General features: G+C 54.2%; 20 protein-coding genes. 11 read left to right on the top strand and 9 right to left on the bottom strand.

The features are described 5' to 3' along the window. The first annotated feature begins 18 nt into the window (after window positions 1-18). The 6 genes from fkpB to ACOTZF_RS03300 all read left to right on the top strand — a co-directional run bounded on the left by fkpB (window position 19) and on the right by ACOTZF_RS03300 (window position 7,667). Complete coding sequence (gene fkpB / locus ACOTZF_RS03275; protein WP_013095528.1) at window positions 19-468, top strand: FKBP-type peptidyl-prolyl cis-trans isomerase; 450 nt, start codon at window positions 19-21, stop codon at window positions 466-468. A gap of 1 nt (window position 469) precedes the next feature. Then, window positions 470-1,420 (top strand): 4-hydroxy-3-methylbut-2-enyl diphosphate reductase, encoded by a 951-nt coding sequence (gene ispH / locus ACOTZF_RS03280; protein ID WP_129317706.1) that lies wholly within the window; start codon window positions 470-472, stop codon window positions 1,418-1,420. A 205-nt stretch (window positions 1,421-1,625) separates the two neighbouring features. Next, window positions 1,626-2,447, top strand: coding sequence for a 4-hydroxy-tetrahydrodipicolinate reductase (gene dapB / locus ACOTZF_RS03285; protein ID WP_129317705.1), 822 nt, complete (start codon window positions 1,626-1,628; stop codon window positions 2,445-2,447). A gap of 455 nt (window positions 2,448-2,902) precedes the next feature. Continuing rightward, window positions 2,903-4,051 (top strand): glutamine-hydrolyzing carbamoyl-phosphate synthase small subunit, encoded by a 1,149-nt coding sequence (gene carA, locus ACOTZF_RS03290; protein ID WP_023620045.1) that lies wholly within the window; start codon window positions 2,903-2,905, stop codon window positions 4,049-4,051. 18 nt (window positions 4,052-4,069) lie between these two features. Continuing rightward, on the top strand, window positions 4,070-7,294 hold the full coding sequence (gene carB / locus ACOTZF_RS03295; RefSeq protein WP_013095532.1) for a carbamoyl-phosphate synthase large subunit: 3,225 nt from the start codon (window positions 4,070-4,072) through the stop codon (window positions 7,292-7,294). 139 nt (window positions 7,295-7,433) lie between these two features. After that, a complete protein-coding gene (locus ACOTZF_RS03300; protein WP_013095533.1) occupies window positions 7,434-7,667 on the top strand; it encodes a YgdI/YgdR family lipoprotein in 234 nt (77 codons plus the stop codon). 47 nt (window positions 7,668-7,714) lie between these two features. On the opposite strand, the gene ACOTZF_RS03305 is transcribed toward ACOTZF_RS03300, so the two are convergent. After that, window positions 7,715-10,132 carry an autotransporter outer membrane beta-barrel domain-containing protein gene (locus ACOTZF_RS03305; protein WP_310823824.1) on the bottom strand — a complete coding sequence of 806 codons (2,418 nt, stop codon included), beginning with the start codon at window positions 10,130-10,132 and terminating at the stop codon, window positions 7,715-7,717. Between the two features lie 67 nt (window positions 10,133-10,199). On the opposite strand from ACOTZF_RS03305, the gene ACOTZF_RS03310 reads away from it, so the two are divergent. The 4 genes from ACOTZF_RS03310 (at window position 10,200) to folA (ending at window position 13,987) form a co-directional block, all read left to right on the top strand. Further along, window positions 10,200-10,640, top strand: coding sequence for a hypothetical protein (locus ACOTZF_RS03310; RefSeq protein ID WP_162185059.1), 441 nt, complete (start codon window positions 10,200-10,202; stop codon window positions 10,638-10,640). 364 nt (window positions 10,641-11,004) lie between these two features. Next, entirely contained in the window at window positions 11,005-11,535 is a 531-nt protein-coding gene (kefF, locus tag ACOTZF_RS03315) for a glutathione-regulated potassium-efflux system oxidoreductase KefF (RefSeq protein ID WP_048972731.1), read from the top strand. Then, window positions 11,528-13,393, top strand: a complete 1,866-nt coding sequence (gene kefC / locus ACOTZF_RS03320; protein WP_129252039.1) for a glutathione-regulated potassium-efflux system protein KefC — start codon at window positions 11,528-11,530, stop codon at window positions 13,391-13,393. The genes kefF and kefC overlap by 8 nt, the downstream gene beginning before the upstream one ends. Window positions 13,394-13,507: 114 nt before the next feature. Next, window positions 13,508-13,987: a type 3 dihydrofolate reductase gene (gene folA, locus ACOTZF_RS03325; RefSeq protein WP_008502023.1), complete on the top strand. Its 480-nt coding sequence runs from the start codon at window positions 13,508-13,510 to the stop codon at window positions 13,985-13,987. A 39-nt stretch (window positions 13,988-14,026) separates the two neighbouring features. On the opposite strand, the gene apaH is transcribed toward folA, so the two are convergent. The 6 genes from apaH to lptD are packed head-to-tail and all read right to left on the bottom strand — an operon-like array spanning window position 14,027 to window position 20,756. Next, window positions 14,027-14,875, bottom strand: coding sequence for a bis(5'-nucleosyl)-tetraphosphatase (symmetrical) ApaH (gene apaH / locus ACOTZF_RS03330; RefSeq protein ID WP_020688477.1), 849 nt, complete (start codon window positions 14,873-14,875; stop codon window positions 14,027-14,029). A 4-nt stretch (window positions 14,876-14,879) separates the two neighbouring features. Next, window positions 14,880-15,257 carry a Co2+/Mg2+ efflux protein ApaG gene (apaG, locus tag ACOTZF_RS03335; RefSeq protein WP_013095539.1) on the bottom strand — a complete coding sequence of 126 codons (378 nt, stop codon included), beginning with the start codon at window positions 15,255-15,257 and terminating at the stop codon, window positions 14,880-14,882. 3 nt (window positions 15,258-15,260) lie between these two features. Further along, window positions 15,261-16,082 carry a 16S rRNA (adenine(1518)-N(6)/adenine(1519)-N(6))-dimethyltransferase RsmA gene (gene rsmA, locus ACOTZF_RS03340; protein ID WP_013095540.1) on the bottom strand — a complete coding sequence of 274 codons (822 nt, stop codon included), beginning with the start codon at window positions 16,080-16,082 and terminating at the stop codon, window positions 15,261-15,263. Next, window positions 16,079-17,065 (bottom strand): 4-hydroxythreonine-4-phosphate dehydrogenase PdxA, encoded by a 987-nt coding sequence (pdxA, locus tag ACOTZF_RS03345; RefSeq protein WP_020688478.1) that lies wholly within the window; start codon window positions 17,063-17,065, stop codon window positions 16,079-16,081. Before pdxA ends, rsmA begins: the two co-directional genes overlap by 4 nt. Next, entirely contained in the window at window positions 17,065-18,351 is a 1,287-nt protein-coding gene (gene surA, locus ACOTZF_RS03350) for a peptidylprolyl isomerase SurA (RefSeq protein WP_013095542.1), read from the bottom strand. The genes pdxA and surA overlap by 1 nt, the downstream gene beginning before the upstream one ends. A 53-nt stretch (window positions 18,352-18,404) precedes the next feature. Next, window positions 18,405-20,756, bottom strand: coding sequence for an LPS assembly protein LptD (gene lptD / locus ACOTZF_RS03355; protein ID WP_029882686.1), 2,352 nt, complete (start codon window positions 20,754-20,756; stop codon window positions 18,405-18,407). Window positions 20,757-20,995: 239 nt separating this feature from the next. On the opposite strand from lptD, the gene djlA reads away from it, so the two are divergent. Then, window positions 20,996-21,814, top strand: coding sequence for a co-chaperone DjlA (djlA, locus tag ACOTZF_RS03360; RefSeq protein WP_013095544.1), 819 nt, complete (start codon window positions 20,996-20,998; stop codon window positions 21,812-21,814). Between the two features lie 32 nt (window positions 21,815-21,846). Here djlA and rluA read toward each other — a convergent pair whose 3' ends face one another. After that, window positions 21,847-22,506, bottom strand: a complete 660-nt coding sequence (rluA, locus tag ACOTZF_RS03365) for a bifunctional tRNA pseudouridine(32) synthase/23S rRNA pseudouridine(746) synthase RluA (protein ID WP_020688480.1) — start codon at window positions 22,504-22,506, stop codon at window positions 21,847-21,849. A 12-nt stretch (window positions 22,507-22,518) separates the two neighbouring features. Beyond that, window positions 22,519-25,425 (bottom strand): RNA polymerase-associated protein RapA, encoded by a 2,907-nt coding sequence (rapA, locus tag ACOTZF_RS03370; RefSeq protein WP_129317704.1) that lies wholly within the window; start codon window positions 25,423-25,425, stop codon window positions 22,519-22,521. Window positions 25,426-25,449: the final 24 nt, after the last annotated feature.

The raw sequence follows: 25,449 nt of genomic DNA on the forward strand, positions 1-25,449 counted from the left end.
AACAAGCGAGCAATTTGCATGTCTAAATCCGTACAAAGCAATAGCGCGGTTCTCGTTCACTTCACGCTGAAACTGGATGACGGCTCAACGGCCGAATCCACCCGCAATAACGGCAAACCAGCCCTGTTTCGTCTTGGCGATACGTCGTTATCTGAAGGTCTGGAGCAGCAGCTTCTGGGTCTGAAAGAGGGGGAGAAGAAGGCGTTTTCGCTGGAGCCGGATGCCGCGTTTGGCGTGCCAAGCCCGGATCTTATCCAGTACTTCTCTCGTCGTGAGTTTATGGATGCGGGCGAACCGGAAATCGGGGCGATTATGCTCTTTACCGCTATGGATGGCAGCGAAATGCCTGGCGTGATCCGCGAAATCAACGGCGACTCCATCACCGTAGATTTCAACCATCCTCTTGCCGGGCGCACCGTCCATTTTGATATTGAAGTGCTGGAGATCGATCCGGTACTGGAGGCCTGAAATGCAGATCCTGTTGGCTAACCCGCGCGGCTTCTGCGCCGGTGTAGACCGCGCTATCAGCATTGTTGAAAACGCGCTGGAGATTTACGGCGCGCCGATTTACGTGCGTCACGAAGTTGTACATAACCGTTACGTGGTCGACAGCCTGCGTGAACGCGGTGCAATCTTCATTGAGCAGATCAGCGAAGTGCCGGACGGCGCGATCCTGATTTTCTCCGCACACGGTGTCTCCCAGGCGGTACGTAACGAAGCGAAAAGCCGTGATTTAACGGTGTTCGACGCCACCTGTCCGTTGGTAACCAAAGTGCATATGGAAGTGGCGCGCGCCAGTCGTCGCGGTGAAGAGTCGATCCTGATTGGTCATGCGGGTCATCCGGAAGTCGAAGGCACCATGGGCCAGTACAGCAACCCGGAAGGGGGGATGTATCTGGTGGAGTCGCCGGAAGATGTTCTGACGCTGAACGTGAAAAACGAAGCCCGTCTGTCGTTCATGACGCAGACCACGCTTTCAGTTGATGATACGTCGGATGTGATTGACGCATTGCGCCAGCGTTTCCCGAAAATCGTCGGGCCGCGTAAAGATGATATCTGCTACGCAACCACTAACCGCCAGGAAGCGGTACGTGCGCTGGCTGAGCAGGCGGACGTGGTGCTGGTGGTCGGCTCGAAAAACTCCTCTAACTCTAACCGTCTGGCCGAACTGGCGCAGCGCATGGGCAAGGTGGCGTTTCTGATTGACGACGCGACGGACATTCAGGAAGCGTGGGTGAAAAACGCGGCCTGTGTCGGTGTCACCGCAGGGGCTTCCGCGCCGGATATCCTGGTGCAGAACGTGATTGCCCGTCTGCAGGAGCTGGGTGGTGGTGAAGCCGTTCCGCTGGAAGGCCGCGAAGAGAACATCGTCTTCGAAGTCCCGAAAGAGCTGCGTATTGATGCACGCGAAGTGGAATAATCCTTCTTCTGATGAAAGGCCAGCACCTCCTGTGCTGGCCTTTTTTTTATCTGCTACTTTATCGTGACGACAAAATCATGTCTTTTACTGATATTTGAGTCCGTTTCACGTTAAATTCTAATTATCGGTGTTTTCAGTTGGCAGGCCTGACAAAGGCTGGTTAATCTGAAAACGGTTTACATCATTTTAACGTAAGAGAATAACTATGCATGATGCACAGATCCGTGTCGCTATTGCGGGCGCGGGTGGACGTATGGGTCGCCAGCTCATTCAGGCGGCACTTCAGATGGATGGCGTAGCGCTGGGCGCAGCACTGGAGCGTGAAGGTTCATCGCTTCTTGGGGCCGATGCCGGTGAACTGGCAGGCGCGGGCAAGACGGGCGTTACCGTTCAAAGCAGTCTTGATGCGGTGAAAGATGATTTTGATGTGTTTATCGATTTCACCCGGCCAGAAGGCACACTGACCCATCTGGCATTTTGCCGCCAGCACGGTAAAGGCATGGTGATTGGCACCACCGGGTTTGATGAAGCCGGTAAACAAGCCATTCAGGATGCGTCACATGAGATTGCTATTGTCTTCGCTGCTAACTTTAGCGTGGGCGTCAACGTTATGCTTAAGCTGCTGGAGAAGGCCGCAAAAGTGATGGGCGATTATACCGACATTGAGATTGTCGAAGCTCACCACCGTTACAAAGTCGATGCTCCCTCCGGCACGGCACTGGCAATGGGCGAAGCGATTGCTCATGCACTGGATAAAGATTTAAAAGACTGCGCGGTATATAGTCGCGAAGGCCATACGGGCGAACGCGTCCCGGGAACGATTGGTTTCGCAACCGTGCGTGCGGGTGACATCGTCGGGGAACATACTGCGATGTTCGCCGATATTGGAGAACGTGTTGAGATCACGCATAAAGCATCCAGCCGCATGACATTTGCGAATGGTGCCGTTCGCTCCGCTTTGTGGCTGAAAGACAAAAAAAGCGGTCTTTTTGATATGCGTGATGTGCTCGATCTCAACAATTTGTAAGAGATATTACCCATCGTGATGTGGTTATTGCAGTCGTAACTTTTTGATTGCATAGGGCAATAATTTATTGCCCTTTTATTTTATCCATTCCATGTTTATTTTTGTCTTTTTTTTGCTAAAAGTAGATGTTATCCCGCCATTTTGTGTTGCTGTTATGTAAATTTTGACCGTTTGGTCCACTTTTTATTATCTGCGTACCAGAAATTCCAATAAACTTGCCACGCAAGCGTTTTCTGTCGTGATTTACCTGATCTTTTTGCCGCTTAACATCTTTTCAGGCCGCCAGGCTTGCAAAAGGATAATTAAAATATCCGTTTTGAGTTGACTTTTACCTGGCAAATCTCCAGAATGCCGCCGTTTGCCAAAAATCCGCTGGCAACACATTTGCATTGATTTATGACATGGTTGTGAATTAATATGCAAATAAAGTGAGTGAATATTCTCTGGAGGGTGTTTTGATTAAGTCAGCGCTATTGGTTCTGGAAGACGGAACCCAGTTTATCGGTCGGGCCATAGGGGCAACGGGTTCGGCGGTTGGGGAAGTCGTTTTCAATACTTCAATGACCGGTTATCAAGAAATCCTCACTGATCCTTCCTATTCTCGCCAAATCGTTACTCTTACTTATCCTCATATCGGCAATGTCGGCACCAATGCTGCTGACGAAGAATCTTCTCAGGTACATGCGCAAGGCCTGGTCATTCGCGACCTGCCGCTGATTGCCAGCAACTTCCGCAATACCGAAGACCTCTCTTCCTACCTGAAGCGCCATAACATTGTGGCGATTGCCGATATCGATACCCGTAAGTTAACGCGTCTGCTGCGCGAGAAGGGTGCACAGAACGGCTGCATCATCGCAGGGGACAACCTCGATGCGGCGCTGGCGCTGGAAAAAGCGAAAGCCTTCCCGGGCCTGAATGGCATGGACCTGGCGAAAGAAGTGACGACCACTGAAGCATACAGCTGGACGCAAGGTAGCTGGACGCTGTCAGATGACCTGCCGGAAGCGAAAAAAGAGAGCGAGCTGCCGTTCCACGTGGTCGCCTACGATTTCGGCGCCAAGCGCAATATCCTGCGCATGCTGGTTGATCGCGGCTGCCGTCTGACGGTGGTGCCGGCGAAAACCTCTGCCGAAGACGTACTGAAGATGAACCCGGATGGCATCTTCCTCTCTAACGGTCCTGGCGACCCGGCACCGTGCGATTACGCTATCGATGCCATCAAGTCCTTCCTCGAAACCGATATTCCGGTATTCGGCATCTGCCTCGGCCATCAGCTGCTGGCGCTGGCGAGCGGGGCGAACACCATTAAGATGAAGTTCGGTCACCACGGTGGTAACCACCCGGTGAAAGACATCGACAACAACACGGTGATGATTACGGCACAGAACCACGGCTTCGCAGTAGACGAAGCGTCAATGCCGGCTAATCTGCGCGTGACGCACAAATCCCTGTTCGATGGCACCCTGCAGGGGATCCATCGTACCGATAAGCCAGCGTTCAGCTTCCAGGGACACCCGGAAGCCAGCCCGGGGCCGCACGATGCCGCACCGCTGTTCGATCACTTCATCGAACTTATCGAGCAATACCGTAAGACCGCTAAATAATCAGGAGCCGAGAAGACCATGCCAAAACGTACAGACATAAAAAGCATCCTGATCCTTGGCGCTGGCCCGATTGTTATCGGTCAGGCCTGTGAATTTGACTACTCCGGTGCACAGGCGTGTAAAGCCCTGCGCGAAGAGGGTTACCGCGTTATCCTGGTGAACTCTAACCCGGCGACTATCATGACCGACCCGGAAATGGCGGATGCAACCTACATCGAGCCAATTCACTGGGAAGTGGTACGTAAAATCATCGAGAAAGAGCGTCCGGATGCGGTTCTGCCGACCATGGGTGGCCAGACTGCACTGAACTGCGCGCTGGAGCTGGAGCGTCAGGGCGTGCTGGAAGAGTTCGGCGTGACCATGATTGGTGCGACCGCCGACGCGATTGATAAAGCAGAAGACCGTCGTCGCTTCGACGTGGCGATGAAAAAAATCGGCCTCGACACCGCGCGTTCCGGTATCGCTCACAACATGGAAGAGGCACTGGCCGTAGCGGCTGAAGTGGGTTATCCGTGCATCATCCGTCCTTCCTTCACCATGGGCGGCACCGGCGGCGGTATCGCCTACAACCGCGAAGAATTTGAAGAGATTTGCGAGCGCGGCCTGGATCTCTCCCCAACCAAAGAGCTGCTGATTGATGAATCGCTGATTGGCTGGAAAGAGTACGAGATGGAAGTGGTGCGTGATAAAAACGACAACTGCATCATCGTCTGCTCCATCGAAAACTTCGATGCGATGGGTATCCACACCGGCGACTCCATTACCGTTGCGCCAGCGCAAACGCTGACCGACAAAGAGTACCAAATCATGCGTAACGCCTCGATGGCAGTACTGCGTGAAATCGGCGTCGAAACCGGTGGTTCTAACGTGCAGTTCTCGGTGAACCCGAAAACCGGCCGTCTGATTGTTATCGAAATGAACCCGCGCGTGTCCCGCTCCTCCGCGCTGGCCTCTAAAGCGACCGGCTTCCCGATTGCGAAGGTGGCGGCGAAACTGGCGGTCGGTTACACCCTTGACGAGCTGATGAACGACATCACCGGGGGCCGCACGCCTGCGTCCTTCGAACCGTCTATCGACTACGTTGTGACCAAAATTCCACGCTTCAACTTCGAGAAATTCGCTGGCGCGAACGACCGTCTGACCACCCAGATGAAATCTGTGGGTGAAGTGATGGCGATTGGCCGCACGCAGCAGGAATCCCTGCAGAAAGCGCTGCGCGGCCTGGAAGTGGGCGCGACCGGCTTCGATCCGAAAGTGAGCCTGGACGACCCGGAAGCACTGACCAAAATCCGCCGCGAGCTGAAAGACGCGGGCGCAGAGCGTATCTGGTATATCGCCGACGCCTTCCGCGCAGGCTTGTCCGTGGACGGCGTGTTCAACCTGACCAACATCGACCGCTGGTTCCTGGTACAGATTGAAGAGCTGGTGCGTCTGGAAGAGAAAGTGGCGGAGCTGGGCATCAATGGCCTGGACGCTGACTTCCTGCGCATGCTGAAACGCAAAGGCTTTGCCGACGCGCGTCTGGCAAAACTGGCCGGCGTGCGTGAAGCGGAAATCCGCAAGCTGCGCGACCAGTATGACCTGCACCCGGTCTACAAGCGTGTTGATACCTGTGCGGCAGAGTTCGCGACCGATACGGCTTACATGTACTCCACGTATGAAGACGAGTGTGAAGCGAATCCGTCCGTTGACCGCGACAAAATCATGGTACTGGGCGGTGGCCCAAACCGTATCGGCCAGGGCATTGAGTTTGACTACTGCTGCGTACACGCCTCTCTGGCGCTGCGCGAAGACGGTTACGAGACCATCATGGTCAACTGTAACCCGGAAACGGTCTCTACCGACTATGACACCTCTGACCGTCTCTACTTTGAACCGGTAACACTGGAAGACGTGCTGGAAATCGTGCGCATCGAGAAGCCAAAAGGCGTGATCGTGCAGTACGGCGGCCAGACTCCGCTGAAACTGGCGCGCGCGCTGGAAGCCGCAGGTGTGCCGGTTATCGGTACCAGCCCGGATGCTATTGACCGTGCAGAAGACCGCGAGCGTTTTCAGCAGGCGGTTGACCGTCTGAAGCTGAAACAGCCGGCAAACGCCACCGTGACTGCGATTGAACAAGCGGTTGAGAAGGCGAAAGAGATTGGCTACCCGCTGGTGGTGCGTCCTTCTTACGTGCTGGGCGGCCGCGCGATGGAAATCGTCTACGACGAAGCTGACCTGCGTCGTTACTTCCAGACGGCAGTCAGCGTGTCCAACGATGCGCCGGTGCTGCTGGATCGCTTCCTCGACGATGCGGTTGAAGTGGATGTAGATGCTATCTGCGACGGTGAAATGGTGCTGATTGGCGGCATCATGGAGCACATCGAGCAGGCGGGCGTGCACTCAGGCGACTCCGCCTGTTCACTGCCAGCGTACACCCTGAGCCAGGAAATTCAGGACGTGATGCGTCAGCAGGTGCAGAAACTGGCCTTCGAACTGCAGGTTCGCGGCCTGATGAACGTCCAGTTCGCCGTGAAAGACAACGAAGTCTACCTGATTGAAGTGAACCCGCGTGCGGCACGTACCGTACCGTTCGTCTCTAAAGCGACCGGTATTCCGCTGGCAAAAGTGGCGGCGCGCGTGATGGCCGGCCAGACGCTGGCTCAGCAGGGCGTCACAAAAGAGATTATCCCGCCTTACTACTCGGTGAAAGAGGTGGTGCTGCCGTTCAACAAATTCCCGGGCGTTGACCCGCTGTTAGGGCCAGAAATGCGCTCTACCGGTGAAGTGATGGGCGTGGGCCGCACCTTCGCAGAAGCGTTTGCTAAAGCGCAACTGGGCAGCAACTCCACCATGAAGAAATCTGGCCGTGCGCTGCTCTCTGTTCGCGAAGGCGATAAAGAGCGCGTGGTTGACCTTGCGGCCAAGCTGCTGAAACAGGGCTTCGAGCTGGATGCAACCCACGGTACGGCGATTGTGCTGGGTGAAGCGGGAATCAACCCGCGTCTGGTGAACAAAGTGCATGAAGGTCGTCCGCACATTCAGGATCGCATCAAGAATGGCGAATACACCTACATCATCAACACCACTGCGGGCCGCCAGGCGATTGAAGACTCCAAGCTGATTCGCCGCAGCGCGCTGCAGTACAAAGTGCATTACGACACCACCCTGAACGGCGGTTTCGCAACAGCCATGGCGCTGAACGCGGATGCCACCGAGAAGGTGATTTCGGTCCAGGAAATGCACGCCCAGATTAACAAGTAAGACAAATTGCCCGGTACCGTTCGGTTACCGGGCATTCTTCCCCTCTTCAGAACCTTCTGGTTTTCCATCCGCATTCAGTCAGTTAGCCTAAAATGGTTAGGTCGATAATGAAATTCAACTGAGAGCAGGGGAAAACACCATGCAAAATAAACTACTGATCGCTTCCGTTCTGGCTGCCACTGCAATGTTCACCGTAGCGGGGTGTTCATCTAATCAGGCGGTGAAAACCACCGATGGCCGCACCATCATTACGGACGGCAAACCGCAGGTGGATGACGATACCGGTCTGGTGTCGTATAAAAACGCGGAAACTGGTCAAACCGAGCAGATTAACCGTGACCAGGTTAAATCCATGGGTGAACTGGATAATTAAAAAAAGCAGTGGCATCCGCCACTGCTTTTTTGCTTGATGCGGATGGATTACCAGCGGTGGTTTAACAAAATATGACCGCCATAAGCGGCATAGTTGTTTTCACCCCATTCGCCGCTGGCGCGAAGTGAAATTGTCGTGGTCTCGTTAAGATTGCCGGTAATACCCAGCTCTACCTGACCACGATCCTCCGGCGTATCATTACTTACGGTTTCGTCGTTGAAGGCCAGATCGTTTTGACCTGCACCCTTCAGCCAGTTTACCGCAACGTATGGCTGCCAGGCCGTGACGTCCTTTTGCTGGAAATAGCTGGATTTCACACCCAGACGACCGAAGACGCTGTCGTTATCCAGAGTCGTCACCCGGACGCCATCACGATCTGTATGATTTTCCTGATCAAGATAGCTGTAGATCACCTGCGCCTGAGGCTCGATCTTCCAGGTACGCTCGTTTTCAGATGGGATAACCCACGCATGGCCGACTTCAACAGACGCGGCAAAACCTTCGCTGTTGTAATCTTCATCGTTGCGGTTGCTGGTCACTTTGTTGTTGTACCAGCTGTAGGCGGCCCAGGTATCAATGTAACTGCCCAGGCGTAATTTCTGATCTTCCTGCCAGGTGGCGTAGAGCCCAACGTTGAAGCCATCGACTTTACCCTGTGCGTCACGCACGTTGTGTTTCGCATCTGAGTGGGTCTTCGCCTGGCCTGCACCGAACATGCCACCGGCACGCAGGATACCGCTGTCCATTGGCTTGCTGAGGAAATCGCTGCCGACTTGCAGAACGGTGGTCGTGGTGTCGTAGCTGACTTTATCGCCGCCTGCATCATTTTCATGGTAACGACCTTTAACATACATCCAGGTATTCAGATCGTCTTCGTTACGGAAAGTGAGCTGATCGCGATCGTCACGTTTGTGCAGGAACATACTCTGAGCAGCCAGATAGTTGCCTAAATACGCGCCCACTTCAGGTGCCATCACTTCTGGTGCTGGGGTATTGCCGCCGCCGTTATCGGTATTATTACCACCGTCGCCGTTATCATTGCCGCCGCTGTTGCCGCCATCGTCGGTATTGCTGCCATTGTCATTGTTACCGCCATTATCAGTGTTACCGCCATCGTCGGTATTGCCACCGTTGTCGGTATTATCACCGTCATCGGTATCATCTGTTGGATCGACAGGTGGCGTGGCCTTCGATTCCAGGTACCAGTTCCCGTCACTATGCTGGTAAAGAGAGTATTCGTATGCGCCTGCCACAACCGGTTTGGCCAGCGTCAGCTGTGCTTCAGAGCTGCCGGTAACGCTGACAATCTCCATGCCGTTAACGGTCTGTGCGCCAAGTCCACCCATGTTGCTGACGGTCACGCCGGACTGGCCAAAACTGCTGCCGGTTATTGTGAGATGATCGGTAGGTGCCGTGTCAGTACCCAGCTCGCTGTTTAACACAATCTGGCTACCTTCTGCGCCGGTATAGTCGCCATTGATGGTAAAGTCATTACCCACGCTGTGGTCGGCAGCACTGAGCAAAAGCGTGCCGCTGTTGGTCACGTTGCCGTTAATGGTATCAATGCCGGCGTCTCTGAGGGTTGCATTACCCTCAATTGCATTCCACGCTGCCAGCGTACCGCCGCTGAGAATAGTGATGTTGTTGTAGACGGTTCCTGCGGTGGCAAACTTTGCCCCGTTCTGCACGGTGAGAGTGGCATTGCTGTTTTCAACACCTAACGTTGCGCCTGCCGCTACCAGCGTTGTGCCGCTTCGCAGGGTCGTATCGCCGGTATAGCTGTTGTTGCCGGTAAGCGTCAGCGTATTCGCATCAACTTTCTCTACGTTTCCGCTGCCGGTCATGTCGGTAGAAAACGTAAAATTGCCTCCCTGGTTAAAGATAACCGTACCATTGTTGGTTAGGCCGCCGCTGAGACTTGCCATACCTTCGCCATTGCCCAGCTGGAGCGTGGCTTCATTTTCCACCAGCGTATTGCCAGCATTGGAAACGGTACCCGCCAGGGTCAGGTTGCCGCTATTCACCTGCAGTGAATCACCTGCACCAATAATGTCGACGTTACCCGTCAGCGTCCAGTCTTCACCGTTCATTTTGACAGAGGCGAAACCATCGCCTTCGTTCAGTCCGATAAAATTGCTGTCTTCTGTACCGGTGCCTACCAGGGTCAGGGTGTTACCTTTCGAGACTGTCGAAATAACGTCACCTGATAATGATGAGCCAGTATTAAGCACCAGGGTGTTATTTTTATCGCTGGCAAAAAATACTGCCGCATTTCCACCCCCGAGCGAACCGCTATTCGTAATATCAACTTTAGCGTTACCTGAGACATAAATACCGTTCTGCGTGCCTTCAATAACACCACTATTTAAGACTTTTGTATTGCCACTACTTAAAGCAATACCATCACCGTCAATACCCGTGATTTTGCCATCATTGTTGATGCCTAACCCTGTCTCGGCGCTCAAACCCGTTTTGCCTTTAATCAATCCTGATTCGGTATTAGTGATATTGATAGCAGATGATGACTCACTAATGAAAATACCTTTTTCAGCACCCGTTATATTTCCACTATTATTGAAGTCACCCAGTAAAGACTCCACATTTACTGCGTTTGCGCTGGTAGAAGAAATTGTTGCACCGACTTCATTTTCAACAACAACACGCTGGGCGCCGGTGTTAATATCAAGACCGTTGGCCGCTCCAGATATATTACCTTTATTTGTTACTGATGTGACATCAATACCTGATACGGATACGGCTGCTTTATTGCTTGAGGAAGAAATCGTTACATCTTTATTGATAACATATTCGGTATCAGCGGAAAAATCTTGTGGGACGGAAGTAGACTGTTCAATAATTCCTGCTGAGGTTATTGCTGGTGTGAATGCCAATATGGCGGGGAACAGTCTTCCGAGCATTCTGGTTGTTCTGTTAAGTTCAATGCGTATATTACTCATGCACACATCCATTTGAATGAAAAGTTCGTGAAATGTTCAGGTTAATAATTGCGTATACATTTCTGAAGAGCGGTTATCGCAAAACCATCTAAAATTATTATTTTTTCAATAGGTTATGTATACTTTGTTTTATTAAAAAGTCGTTTTAAGAATGCTTAATATTTCAGTGTGGTAAATGTAAAATTGGTTAGATATTTCTGGCGACTATGGATTCCTGTTTGTTCAAAGACGCACATATATGAACAACATTGATGGTTAAAGAAGCAGTTACGCTACTTGCGATTTGCCGCCACCAGGCAATGGGAGACTTTCAGTGAGCGAGTTAAATGTCTACACTCACTGCTACCAGAGAGAACGGAACCGTAAAGACAGGCTAACTGATGATTCTGATAATTTATGCGCATCCCTATCCGCATCACTCCCATGCGAATAAGCGCATGCTTGAACAGGTAAGGACACTCGACAACGTAGAGATACGTTCCCTCTATCAACTTTATCCTGATTTTAACATCGACATCGCCGCTGAACAGGAGGCGCTCACTCGCGCCGATCTGATCATCTGGCAACACCCGATGCAGTGGTACAGCATACCTCCGCTCCTCAAATTGTGGATCGACAAAGTCTTTTCCCACGGCTGGGCGTATGGTCACAACGGGCATGCGCTGAAGGGAAAAAGCCTGATGTGGGCTGTTACCACCGGTGGAGGAGAAAGCCACTTCGATATTGGCTCTTTCCCGGGTTTTGAGGTGCTGGCACAACCGCTTCAGGCGACAGCACTCTACTGTGGTCTTACCTGGCTTCCTCCATTTGCTATGCACTGCACATTTGTTTGTGACGATGAGACGTTGCAGGCGCAGGCTCGTCATTATAAACAACGCTTACTTGAGTGGCAGGAGACGCACAATGGATAGCCATACGCTGATACAGGCGCTGATTTACCTTGGCGCGGCGGCGCTGATTGTGCCCGTGGCGGTTCGCCTGGGGCTGGGCTCCGTGCTGGGCTACCTGATCGCCGGGTGTGTTATCGGACCCTGGGGATTCCGCCTGGTCACCGACGCGGAGGCGATCCTGCATTTCGCCGAAATTGGTGTCGTGCTGATGCTGTTTGTCATTGGTCTGGAACTTGACCCGCAGAGGTTGTGGAAGCTGCGCGCCTCAGTGTTTGGCGGCGGGGCGCTACAAATGGCGGCCTGTGGTCTGCTGTTGGGCGGCTTCTGTATTCTGCTGGGAATGGACTGGAAAGTGGCAGAGCTTATTGGCATGACGCTGGCACTCTCTTCGACGGCGATTGCCATGCAGGCAATGAACGAGCGAAACCTGACTGTTTCACAGATGGGACGCAGTGCGTTTTCGGTTCTGCTGTTTCAGGATATCGCGGCCATTCCGCTGGTGGCGATGATCCCGCTGCTGGCCGCAAGTGGGGCCTCCACCACGCTCGGCGCTTTTGCCCTCTCTGCGTTGAAAGTGGTCGGTGCGCTGGCACTGGTTGTCCTGCTTGGCCGGTATGTAACACGTCCGCTGCTTCGATTCGTCGCCCGCTCGGGGCTGCGGGAAGTGTTCAGTGCCGTGGCGCTGTTCCTGGTGTTTGGTTTTGGTCTGCTGCTGGAGGAAGCCGGGCTGTCGATGGCGATGGGAGCCTTCCTCGCGGGCGTTCTGCTGGCCAGCTCAGAGTATCGACACGCGCTTGAAAGTGATATCGAGCCATTTAAAGGACTGCTGCTGGGGCTGTTTTTCATCGGGGTCGGGATGTCTATCGACTTTGGCACGCTGGTCACGCATCCACTGCGGATCCTCATCCTGCTGGTCGGTTTCCTGGTCATCAAAATGGTGATGCTGTGGCTGATCGCCCGTCCGCTGAACGTGCCTGGTAGACAGCGTCGCTGGTTCGCCGTGCTGCTCGGACAGGGAAGCGAATTCGCGTTTGTGGTCTTCGGCGCAGCGCAAATGGCCAATGTGCTCGATCCCGAGTGGGCGAAAGCGCTGACGCTGGCGGTCGCGCTGTCGATGGCGGCAACGCCGATCCTGCTGGTGCTGCTGACGCGTCTGGAAAAAACCGGCAGCGAACAGGAACGCGAAGCCGATGAGATCGATGAGGAACAGCCGCGGGTCATCATCGCCGGATTCGGTCGCTTTGGGCAGATCACCGGTCGTTTACTGCTCTCAAGCGGGGTAAAAATGGTCATCCTCGATCACGATCCGGACCATGTGGATACCCTGCGTAAGTTCGATATGAAAGTCTTCTACGGCGATGCAACGCGTGTCGATCTGCTGGAATCAGCCGGGGCAGCAAAAGCGGAAGTCCTCATCAACGCGATTGACGATCCCCAGACCAGTATGCAGCTGGTTGAGCTGGTGAAGGAGCATTTCCCGAACCTGACCATTATCTCCCGCGCGCGCGATGTGGATCACTATATCCAGCTGCGACAGGCGGGGGTGGACGCACCCGAACGTGAAACCTTCGAAGGGGCGCTTAAGTCTGGCCGCATGGCGCTGGAAAGTCTGGGCCTGGGCGCGTATGAAGCGCGCGAGCGTGCGGACCTGTTCCGTCGCTTCAATACCGATATGGTGGAAGAGATGGTGGCGATGGCGGGCAGTACGGCCTCAGAGCGTGCAGCGGTGTTTAAACGCACCAGTGCGATGCTGACAGAGATCATTAACGAGGATCGTAATCATCTGTCGCTGGTGCAGCGTCATGGCTGGCAGGGAACGGAGGAGGGCAAGCATACCGGCGATCCGGCGGACGAACCGAAGAGTAAACCTTCCCCGTGAAGTGGAGTTGCCAGCAATATTAAAAAATTTCTCTCTCTTTACCATGCCGCCAGTCGACGAAAGATTAAGCTTTCCGTATAGTGGCGGCAATTTTTTGCATCCGGGAAATTTTCAATGATCAGTCTGATTGCAGCGCTGGCGGTGGACCGTGTTATCGGTATGGAAAATGCCATGCCGTGGAACCTGCCTGCCGATCTCGCATGGTTTAAACGTACGACGTTAAACAAGCCGGTAGTGATGGGCCGCCTGACCTGGGAGTCGATTGGTCGTCCATTGCCGGGCCGTAAGAATATCGTGATCAGTAGCCAGCCAGGCACTGACGATCGCGTCGAATGGGTGAAATCCGTGGACGAGGCGATTGCCGCGTGCGGTAACGCCGAAGAGATCATGGTGATTGGTGGTGGGCGTGTATATGAGCAGTTCCTGCCAAAAGCGCAAAAGCTCTATCTGACGCATATTGATGCGGAAGTGGAAGGCGATACCCATTTCCCGGACTACGATCCGGACGAGTGGGAATCGGTATTCAGCGAATTTCACGACGCGGATGCGCAGAACTCACACAGCTACTGCTTCGAGATTCTGGAACGTCGCTAGTTGATAGACCCTCTCCCGGCCGGGAGAGGGAATTCACTCTCAGGAGGCGACTGCCTCGCCTTCCCCCAGGTCCAGCTGTCGGTTGGACGGCTGCACGAAGTATGTTTTATCTTCCCAGCGTAAGCAGGTTAAATCCCCGCCCCAGCAACAACCGGTATCAAGACCGTAGATCCCGTCTGGCGTGCCTTTCCCTTCTAGCGCGGCCCAGTGGCCAAACACCACGCTGTACTCACTGGTGACCGGTCCGGGAATCGCAAACCACGGTTTAAGTGGTGCAGGTGCGCTTTCCGGCGTCTCTTTTGAGTACATATCCAGTTGCCCGTTCGGGAAGCAGAAACGCATCCGTGTGAACGCGTTCGTGATAAAACGCAGACGCGCCAGGCCGCTCAGATCTTCACTCCAGTGATTTGGCATGTCGCCGTACATGGCATCAAGGAAGAAGGGGTAGGAATCGCTCGCCAGCACGGCTTCTACGTCACGCGCGCAGGTTTTTGCCGTCTCAAGATCCCACTGTGGGGTGATCCCGGCGTGTGCCATGACCAGTTTTTTCTCTTCATCGATCTGCAACAGGGGCTGACGACGCAGCCAGTTGATCAGTTCGTCGGCGTCTGGCGCCTCCAGCAGCGGGGTGAGGCGATCTTTCGGCTTATTGCGGCTGATGCCGGCAAAGACGGCGAGCAGATGCAAATCATGGTTGCCCAGCACCATGCGAACGCTGTCGCCCAGCGATTTTACGAAGCGTAAAACCTCCAGGGAGCCTGGCCCACGCGCCACTAAATCGCCCGTCAGCCAGAGAATATCCCGTCCTGGCGTAAAGTCGACCTGTTTTAATAATGCGATCAGTTCATCGTAGCAACCGTGAACGTCGCCAATCAGATATGTAGACATTAGATTAATGAATGAGTGTTGTAACGGCGAGACGGAACACAGGAATAGCAACGCGGAACACATTGCCATCGACGTCGACCATTTCATAATGGCCTTGCATGGTACCCAGCGGTGTTTCAATTACTGCACCGCTGGTGTACTGATACTCTTCGCCAGGGGCGATGTGGGGCTGTTCACCAACCACACCTTCACCCTGAACTTCGATTTCACGGCCATTGCCGTTAGTGATAAGCCAGTAACGCCCGAGCAGTTGCACAGGCATCCGCCCCAGGTTGCGAATGGTCACGGTGTAGGCGAAAACAAAACGTTCTTCATCGGGTGAGGACTGCGACTCAACGTAAACGCTTTGTACCTGGACACAGACGCGGGGCGAATCAATCATGGCTTAACTCTCCTTCGGCGGCGCATTTTCGCTAATGTAATTAGCCAGTTTACAGTACTGCTCAACAGAGATGTTTTCTGCTCGCATTGCCGGGTCAATGCCCAGTTCGGCCAGCACGTCAACGGTGAACAGATTGCCGAGGCTATTACGGATCGTTTTACGGCGCTGGTTAAAGGCTTCTGTGGTGATGCGGCTCAGTACACGCAGGTCTTTGACCGGGTATGGCATCGTTTTATGCGGCACAAGGCGCACAACCGCAGAGTCGACTTTTGGCGGCGGCGTGAAGGCAGACGGCGGCACTTCGAGTACCGGGATCACATTGCAGAAATATTGTGCCATCACGCTTAAACGACCATACGCTTTACTGTTCGGCCCTGCAACCAGACGGTTTACCACCTCTTTTTGCAACATGAAGTGCATGTCGGCAATGGCATCAGTATAGCTAAAGAGGTGGAACATCAGCGGCGTGGAGATGTTATAGGGCAGGTTACCGAATACGCGCAGCGGCTGACCCATTTTTTCCGACAGCTCGCCAAAATTCATGGTCATGGCATCTTGCTGATAAATCGTCAGCTTCGGCCCAAGGAACGGGTGCGTTTGCAGACGAGCAGCGAGATCGCGGTCGAGTTCGATAACGGTCAGTTCGTCCAGACGTTCGCCGACGGGTTCAGTCAGTGCTGCCAGACCGGGGCCGATTTCAACCATCGCCTGGCCTTTTTGCGGATTAATGGCCGAGACAATACTGTCGATCACGAACTGATCGTTGAGGAAGTTTTGCCCGAAGCGTTTACGGGCTAAGTGGCCCTGATGGACTCGATTAGTCATTGAGTATTAACAATCATTTTGATGGCGAGATTAAGCGCCGTAATAAAACTGCCGACATCCGCTTTTCCCTGGCCTGCCAGATCCAGCGCAGTACCGTGGTCAACGGACGTTCGAATAAAAGGTAAACCGAGGGTGATATTCACACCGCGGCCAAAGCCCTGGTATTTTAGCACGGGCAGGCCCTGATCGTGGTACATCGCGAGCACGGCATCGGCATTATCCAGGTATTTGGGCTGGAAAAGGGTATCGGCAGGCAATGGCCCGCTCAGGTTCATCCCTTTCGCCCGCATTTCATTCAGCACCGGAATGATGGTGTCGATCTCTTCAGTCCCCATATGCCCGCCTTCCCCGGCGTGTGGGTTCAGGCCACAGACCAGAACGTGCGGCTGTTTAATACCGAATTTGGTCTGCAGATCGTGATGCAGTATCCCGATGATCTCCCGCAGCAGTTCAGGGGTGATGGCGTCAGGAATGGCCTTAATCGGCAGATGGGTTGTTACCAGAGCCACCCGCATCGCTTCCGTCGCCAGCATCATCACCACTTTCGGGGTGTGCGATCGCTCTTCAAAAAACTCGGTATGTCCGGTGAACGGAATACCGGCTTCGTTAATCACCCCTTTATGCACGGGGCCCGTAATCAGGGCAGCAAATTCCCCTTTTATGCAACCATCGCAGGCGCGTGCCAGGGTTTCGACAACATAGTGGCCGTTTTCAGTGCTGAGCTGACCCGGAATAACAGGAGTACGAAGAGGGACGGGAAGAAGCGTGAGCGTTCCGGCTTGCTGCGGTGCAGGCTGCTGACCTTCAACGTAAGGGATAAGCGTTAAAGGCAGACCGAGCAGTGAAGCCCGGTCTTGTAACAGTGTTGCATCAGCACAGACGACCAGTTCCACCGGCCAGCTACGTTGGGCAAGCTGGACCACGAGGTCAGGCCCAATCCCGGCGGGTTCGCCGGGGGTGATCACAACACGATGCTGTTTCATTAGTTGCTCAGAACTTTCACGTAAGCGCTGGCGCGTTGTTCCTGCATCCAGGTTGCCGCTTCTTCAGAGAACTTACGGTTGAACAGCATACGATAGGCTCTGTCTTTCTGCGCTGCGTCGGTTTTATCAACGTTGCGGGTATCCAGCAGTTCGATCAGATGCCAGCCAAAGGAGGAGTGTACCGGTGCACTCATCTGGCCTTTGTTCAGCTTCATCAGCGCATCGCGGAATGCCGGATCGTAGATATCCGCAGCCGCCCAGCCCAGGTCGCCGCCCTGGTTAGCAGAGCCAGGATCCTGAGAGAACTCTTTTGCGGCATTCGCAAACGACGTTTTTCCGCTCTTAATGTCCGCTGCAATCTGTTGCAGCTTCGCACGCGCCTGATCGTCCGTCATGATCGGTGACGGTTTCAGCAGAATGTGGCGAGCATGAACTTCGGTGACGGAGATGTTCTGGCTCTGACCACGCAGGTCGTTGACTTTCAGGATGTGGAAGCCAACACCTGAACGGATTGGACCCACGATGTCGCCTTTCTTCGCCGTGCTCAGCGCCTGGGCAAAGATGGATGGCAGTTCCTGAATACGTCCCCAGCCCATCTGGCCGCCTTTCAGCGCCTGTTGGTCGGCAGAGTAGGTAATGGCCAGCTTGCCAAAGTCACTGCCGTTACGTGCCTGCTCAACGATAGCGCGCGCCTGGCTTTCCGCTTCAGCGGCCTGGTCAGACGTTGGGTTCTCTGGCAGCGGGATCAGAATATGGCTCAGGTTCAGCTCGGTGCTGGCATCGTTCTGGTTGCCCACCTGTTTTGCCAGCGCGTCGACTTCCTGCGGCAGGATGGTGACGCGGCGACGAACTTCATTGTTACGCACTTCTGAAATCAGCATCTCTTTACGGATCTGATTACGGTAGGTTGAATAGCTGATGCCATCATAGGCCAGACGACTACGCATCTGATCCAGGGTCATATTGTTCTGCTTAGCGATGTTTGCGATCGCCTGATCGAGCTGCTCGTCAGTGATCTTCACGCCCATTTTCTGACCCATTTGCAGGACAATCTGATCCATGATCAGACGTTCCAGGATCTGATGGCGCAGCGTTGCGTCATCCGGAAGTTGCTGACCCGCCTGGCCCGAATTGAGCTTCACAGATTTCATCAAACCGTCAACGTCACTTTCGAGCACGACACCGTTGTTAACCACAGCGGCGACCTTATCAACAACCTGGGGGGCCGCGAAGCTGGTATTCGCAACCATAGCGACACCGAGCAGCAGCGTTTTCCAGTTCTTCATACTTTTTCCATTTCAATTAACCGCAAAGCGGATTACGTTGCAAAACAAGCACATTACAAGGAACTGCGGTACGGCAGAATGTTCGAGCGCAGCATCTGCTGCGTGCCCAGGCCGTAGTTGGAGCTCAGGCCGCGCAATTCGACATTAAAGCCAATCACGTTATCGTATTTGCTCTGATTGTTTTGAGTATCCCAGCCGTTAAGCTTGCGTTCGTAGCCGACACGCAGCGCGTAACAGCAGGAGTTATATTGCAGACCAACCATCTGATCAGCAGGCTTGTTGGCGTTAGTGTCAAAGTAGTATGCGCCCACAATTGACCAGCGGTCAGCGATTGGCCAACTGGCTGCACCCCCCACCTGCGAAATCCCGTCTTTATACTGTTCACTGGTGGCATAGTTCGGCAATGTTGCCTGAATATATTCCGGGCTGGCGTAACGATAGGTCAACTGCACCATACGATCTTCATCACGACGATACTCGACGGCTGCACTGCTGGTCGCAATATTGTCGAGACGCGTATCGTACTGCAGACCCCCGCGTAAGCCCCAGCGATCGGTCATGCGCCAGTAGGTATCGCCCGCCCACACCAGCGAACCTGTTTTGTTGTCTTTCTCCCAGTTGATATTGTCATCACCGGTACGAGACTCGGTGAAATAGTAGATTTGACCAACAGAAACGTTAAAACGTTCAACGGCAGATTCATCATAAACGCGCGTTGTGACGCCGGTCGTTAACTGGTTCGCGGAAGCAATACGGTCGAGACCGCCGTAGGTACGGTCACGGAACAGGCCGCTGTAGTCAGACTGCAGGAAAGCGGAGTCATAGTTCTGGATTTTGCTCTGATCGCGATAAGGCACGTACAAATACTGCATACGTGGCTCAAGCGTCTGCGTATACCCATCCGCCAGCAGACCCATATCGCGCTCGAAGATCAGCTTACCGTCCATTTTGAATTGTGGAAGAACGCGGTTCACGGATTCGTCAAGGTCGGTGCCATAACGGTTGTTATACCAGTCCACATTTTTCTGCTGATAGTGGGTCGCCATCAGCTTGGCTTCGGTATTCAGACTCGACCAGTTGTTCGACAGCGGTAAATTGATCGTTGGTTCTAAATGAACACGCGTGGCTTCCGGCATGTCCGAGTTGGTATTGACGAAATGCACTGCCTGAGCGTAGACGCGCGTATCGAATGGACCAACATCGTTCTGATACCAGTTCACATCCAGCTGCGGTTCTGCACCGTAAGTGCTTCGCGTCTGGCTATCAAACACCTGGAACTGCTTCGTCGACACCGTAGCGTTGAAGTTCTGAATGGCATAGCCAACGCTAAATTTCTGCGTGGCGTAACCATCGGTACTGGAACCGTACTTGGAATCGAAGTCGTTGAAATAGTAAGGATCGCTGACTTTGGTGTAGTCGACGTTAAAACGCCAGACCTGGTCCATGACGCCAGCGTGACGCCAGAAGTACATCCAACGGTGTTTATCACCTTCTGTTGGGTGCTCATCCTGGAAGACTTTATCTGATGGCAGATAATCCAGTTCCATCAAACCGGTACCCGCCTGGGTCAGATAGCGGAACTCGTTTTCCCACATGACGTTGCCGCGCTTATGGATATAGTGCGGCGTGATCGTGGCGTCCATGTTGGGCGCGATGTTCCAGTAATACGGCAGATAGAACTCAAAATAGTTCGAGGTGCTGTATTTAGCATTTGGGATCAGGAAGCCTGAACGACGTTTGTCGCCCACGGGAAGCTGCAGGTATGGGCTATAGAAAACCGGCACCGGGCCGAGTTTAAACCGGGCGTTCCAGATTTCTGCGACCTGTTCTTCACGGTCGTGAATTACCTCACTTCCGACCACGCTCCAGGTATTCGAACCCGGCAGACAAGAGGTGAAGGAACCGTTTTCCAGAATCGTATAGCGGTTTTCACCGCGCTGTTTCATCAGATCTGCTTTACCACGCCCCTGACGACCTACCATCTGGTAATCACCTTCCCAGACGTTCGTATCTTTGGTGTTCAGGTTTGACCATGCTTTCGGACCTTTCAGGATGACCTGATTGTCGTCATAGTGCACATTACCCAGCGCATCCACCGTTCGTACCGGTTCGGCCGCACCTTCCGGCTGCTTCTGGTGCAACTGCACTTCATCTGCCTGCAGGCGGCTATTGCCCTGATTAATATCCACACTGCCCGTAAACGTGGCATTGTCAGGATAGGTTCCTTTAGAACTGTCGGCAGTAATGGTTACCGGCAAGCTATTTGTATCGCCACTCACCAGTGGGCGATTATAACTTGGGACGCCAAGCATACACTGCGAGGCAAGATCGGCCGCCAGCCCCTGTTGACTGTACAGGGCGGTGCCAATCATTGTGGCCAGGAGGGTGGGGATACGTTTTTTCATACGTTATATTTTAGTGTTCCGTCATCAGTGGCTACGGCTTACAAACGCTCAGAGACTATCTTACTCATCAGCGCAGTACCAGCGTTAATCCTGCCCGTTTGCGTGCCAGAGTGTTAGGCTCGCTATCGAATGACGAGTATGATAATGCAAATTATAGGCGATGTCCCTCAATTGACCGTGGCTCGACCACTGTAATGATGGCGTTGCGTCGACAAGGGACATGACTATCCGGGGAGTATATGCAGTATTGGGGTAAAATCATCGGCGTTGCGTTCGCCATCATCATGGGTGCCGGGTTTTGGGGCATCGTACTTGGCCTGATTATTGGCCATATGTTCGATAAGGCACGCAGCCGCAAAATGGCGTGGTTCGCCAACCAGCGCGAGCGTCAGTCCCTCTTTTTCTCCACCACCTTTGAGGTGATGGGGCACTTAACCAAATCAAAAGGGCGGGTGACGGAAGCCGATATCCAGATTGCCAGCGTATTTATGGACCGCATGAATCTGCACGGGGAATCTCGTGTGGCGGCGCAAAATGCGTTTCGCATCGGTAAATCGGATAACTATCCGCTGCGCGAAAAAATGCGTCAGTTCCGCAGTATCTGTTTCGGCCGTTTTGATTTAATTCGGATGTTTCTGGAGATCCAGATTCAGGCGGCGTTTGCCGACGGGTCTCTTCATCCTAATGAACGCGATGTGTTATACGTGATTGCCGAAGAGCTGGGGATTTCCCGCATGCAGTTCGACCAGTTCCTGCGCATGATGCAGGGCGGCGCACACTTTGGCGGTGGCTATCAACAGCATCAATCCTCTGGCGGCGGCTGGCAGCAGGCGCAGCGTGGCCCGACGCTGGAAGACGCCTGTAACGTGCTTGGCGTTAAACCTTCGGATGATGCGACAACCATCAAGCGTGCCTATCGTAAGCTGATGAGTGAACATCACCCGGATAAACTGGTCGCGAAGGGTTTACCGCCAGAGATGATGGAGATGGCGAAGCAAAAAGCGCAGGAAATCCAGAAAGCGTACGAGCTGATAAAAGAGCAGAAAAATTTCAAATAAAAAAATGGCCCGACACAGTCGGGCCATTTTTTTTAGAAGTCCACCGGGGCTTTAAACGTCATTGCGTTGCCAAACGCCGGGTGGGTGATGGTGAGCGTCTGGGCATGAAGCTGCAAACGCGGCGCTGAAGCCAGCGCCTCCGGTGGTGCGTAAAAACGGTCTCCCAGAATCGGGTGCCCCAGCGCGAGCATATGCACACGCAGCTGATGTGAACGCCCGGTAATGGGCTTTAGCAGCACGCGCGCGGTGTTATCCGGCGCGTACTCCAGCACTTCATACTCGGTTTGCGCGGCCTTGCCGGTCTCATAGCACACTTTCTGCTTTGGCCGGTTTGGCCAGTCGCAAATCAGCGGCAGATCCACCAGCCCTTCCGCCTGTGCGGGATGGCCCCAGACGCGTGCGACATATTGCTTTTTCGGCTCACGCTCGCGGAACTGACGTTTGAGTTCACGTTCAGCCGCTTTGTTCAGCGCCACCACAATCACACCGCTGGTTGCCATGTCCAGGCGATGAACGGACTCCGCCTGGGGATAATCACGCTGAATACGTGTCATCACGCTGTCTTTGTGCTCATCCAGACGCCCCGGCACGGACAACAGGCCGCTAGGCTTGTTGACCACCATAATGTGCTCATCCTGATAAAGGATAACCAGCCACGGGTCTTGCGGCGGATTGTAAGGCTCCATCACCATCTTGTGCTCCGTTTACTGATGCGTCACAACAATAAGACGCAGGGCATCCAGACGCCAGCTTGCCTGATTCAGGCTTTCCAGCACCTGCTGACGGTTGCTCTCAATCGCGGTCAGTTCGTCATCACGGATGTTTGGGTTCACCGCTTTTAACGCTTCCAGACGAGACAACTCTGCAGACAGTTTCTCATCGGCTTCCTTGCGTGCGGCATCAATCAGCGTCCTGGCCGCTTTTTCGATCTGCGTTTCACCCAACTGCAGAATGGCGTGCACGTCCTGTTGTACGGCGTTGACCAGTTTGCTGCCCGTGTGGCGGTTTACTGCGCTCAACTGGCGGTTGAAACTCTCGAATTCAACCTGTGCAGCCAGGTTGGTGCCGTTTTTATCCAGCAGCAGACGCACTGGCGTTGGCGGCAGGAAGCGGGTGAGCTGCAGCTGTTTCGGCGCTTGCGCTTCCACAACATAGATCAGCTCAACCAGCAGCGTACCAACGGGTAATGCTTTGTTTTTCAACAAGGAAATCGTGCTGCTACCCGTGTCGCCGGAAAGGATCAGGTCGAGGCCGTTGCGGATCAACGGGTGTTCCCAGGTGATGAACTGCGCGTCTTCGCGAGACAGCGCCACGTCACGCTCAAAGGTGATGGTGCAACCATCCTCCGGCAGGCCCGGGAAATCCGGAACCAGCATATGATCGGATGGGGTCAGCACGATCATGTTCTCGCCGCGATCGTCCTGGTTAATCCCGACGATGTCGAACAGGTTCATGGCGAAGCTGATCAGGCTGGTGTCGTCATCCTGCTCTTCAATGCTTTCGGCAAGCGCCTGCGCTTTTTCGCCACCGTTGGAGTGGATTTCCAGCAGGCGGTCACGTCCCTGCTCCAGCTGCGCTTTCAGGGCCTCATGCTTTTCGCGACAGGATTTGATCAGCTCATCAAAACCGTCTGCATTTTCCGGCGCTGCCAGGTAACCGATCAGATCCGTATGCACCTGATCGTAAATGGTGCGTCCCGTCGGACAGGTATGTTCGAACGCGTCCAGACCTTCGTGGAACCAGCGTACCAGCACCGACTGAGCGGTTTTTTCCAGGTAAGGGACGTGGATCTGAATATCATGCGCCTGACCGATACGGTCCAGACGGCCGATACGCTGTTCCAGCAGGTCGGGGTTGAACGGCAGATCGAACATCACCAGGTTGCTGGCGAACTGGAAGTTACGCCCTTCAGAACCGATTTCAGAGCACAGCAGAACCTGTGCGCCGCTGTCTTCTTCACTGAACCAGGCCGCGGCGCGGTCACGCTCGACAATGGACATGCCCTCGTGGAACACGGCGGCTCGAATACCTTCACGCTCGCGTAGAACCTGCTCCAGCTGCAGCGCGGTGGCCGCTTTGGCGCAGATCACCAGCACTTTCTGTGAACGATGAGCCGTTAAGTAACCCATCAGCCATTCAACACGCGGGTCGAAGTTCCACCAGGTTCCGGTATCCCCTTCAAATTCCTGATAAATCTGCTCCGGGTAGAGCATGTCGCGCGCACGTTCTTCCTGGCTTTTGCGCGCCCCCATAATGCCGGAGACTTTTATCGCCGTCTGATACTGCGTCGGCAGCGGCAGCTTGATGGTATGCAGTTCGCGTTTCGGGAAGCCCTTCACGCCGTTACGGGTGTTACGGAACAGCACGCGGCTGGTGCCGTGGCGGTCCATCAGCATATCGATCAGCTCTTTACGCGCGGATACCGCGTTGTCGCTGTCACTGTTGGCTGCCTGCAGCAGCGGCTCAATATCCTGTTCGCCAATCAGATCGCTCAGGGTGTTGAGTTCGTCATTCGAGAGGCGTTTGCCCGCCAGCAGCATGGCGACAGCATCGGCAACCGGGCGGTAATTATTCTGTTCTTCGACAAACTGCTCAAAGTCATGGAAACGGTTTGGATCGAGCAGGCGCAGACGGGCGAAGTGGCTCTCCAGCCCCAGCTGCTCCGGCGTAGCGGTCAGCAGCAGGACGCCCGGCACGCGCTCGGCAAGCTGTTCAATCGCCATGTATTCACGGCTCGGTGCCTCTTCGCTCCAGACCAGGTGGTGCGCTTCGTCGACCACCAGTAGATCCCACTCTGCGTCGCACAGATGCTCAAGGCGCTGCTTGCTGCGGCGCACGAAGTCCAGGGAGCAGATGACCAGTTGTTCGGTTTCAAATGGGTTGTCCGCGTCATGCTGGGCTTCGGCGTAGCGCTCGTCGTCAAACAGCGAGAAACGAAGGTTAAAGCGGCGCAGCATCTCAACCAGCCACTGATGTTGCAGCGTTTCCGGTACCACGATCAGCACGCGCTCGGCGGCGCCAGAAAGCAGCTGTTGATGCAGGATCATACCGGCTTCAATGGTTTTACCGAGGCCCACTTCGTCTGCCAGCAGTACGCGAGGCGCATGACGACGACCAACGTCATGGGCGATATTCAACTGATGAGGGATCAGGCTGGTGCGTTGACCACGCAGGCCGCTCCACGGCATGCGGTACTGTTCACTCTGGAATTTACGTGCGCGATAGCGCAGGGAGAAGCGATCCATACGGTCGATTTGCCCGGCAAACAGGCGATCCTGCGGCTTGCTGAAAACCAGTTTGCTGTCGAGCAGCACTTCACGCAGGATGACATTGCTCTCGTCAGTGTCGAGGCGAGTCCCAATGTAGGCGAGCAGACCATTCTCTTCTTTTACGTCTTCAACCTTTAGCTGCCAGCCGTCGTGGCTGGTCACGGTGTCACCTGGATTGAACATCACGCGGGTAACAGGGGAGTCATTGCGAGCGTACAGGCGGTTTTCACCCGTAGCAGGGAAAAGGAGGGTGACCATGCGTGCATCGACTGCAACCACGGTTCCCAATCCAAGTTCGCTTTCTGTATCGCTGATCCAGCGTTGACCAAGTGTAAAAGGCATATGTGTTCGGCTCTAATCTTTAAT

It is taken from the genome of Enterobacter cloacae complex sp. SHL021 (assembly GCF_049237765.1).
GTDB lineage: Bacteria > Pseudomonadota > Gammaproteobacteria > Enterobacterales > Enterobacteriaceae > Enterobacter > Enterobacter cloacae.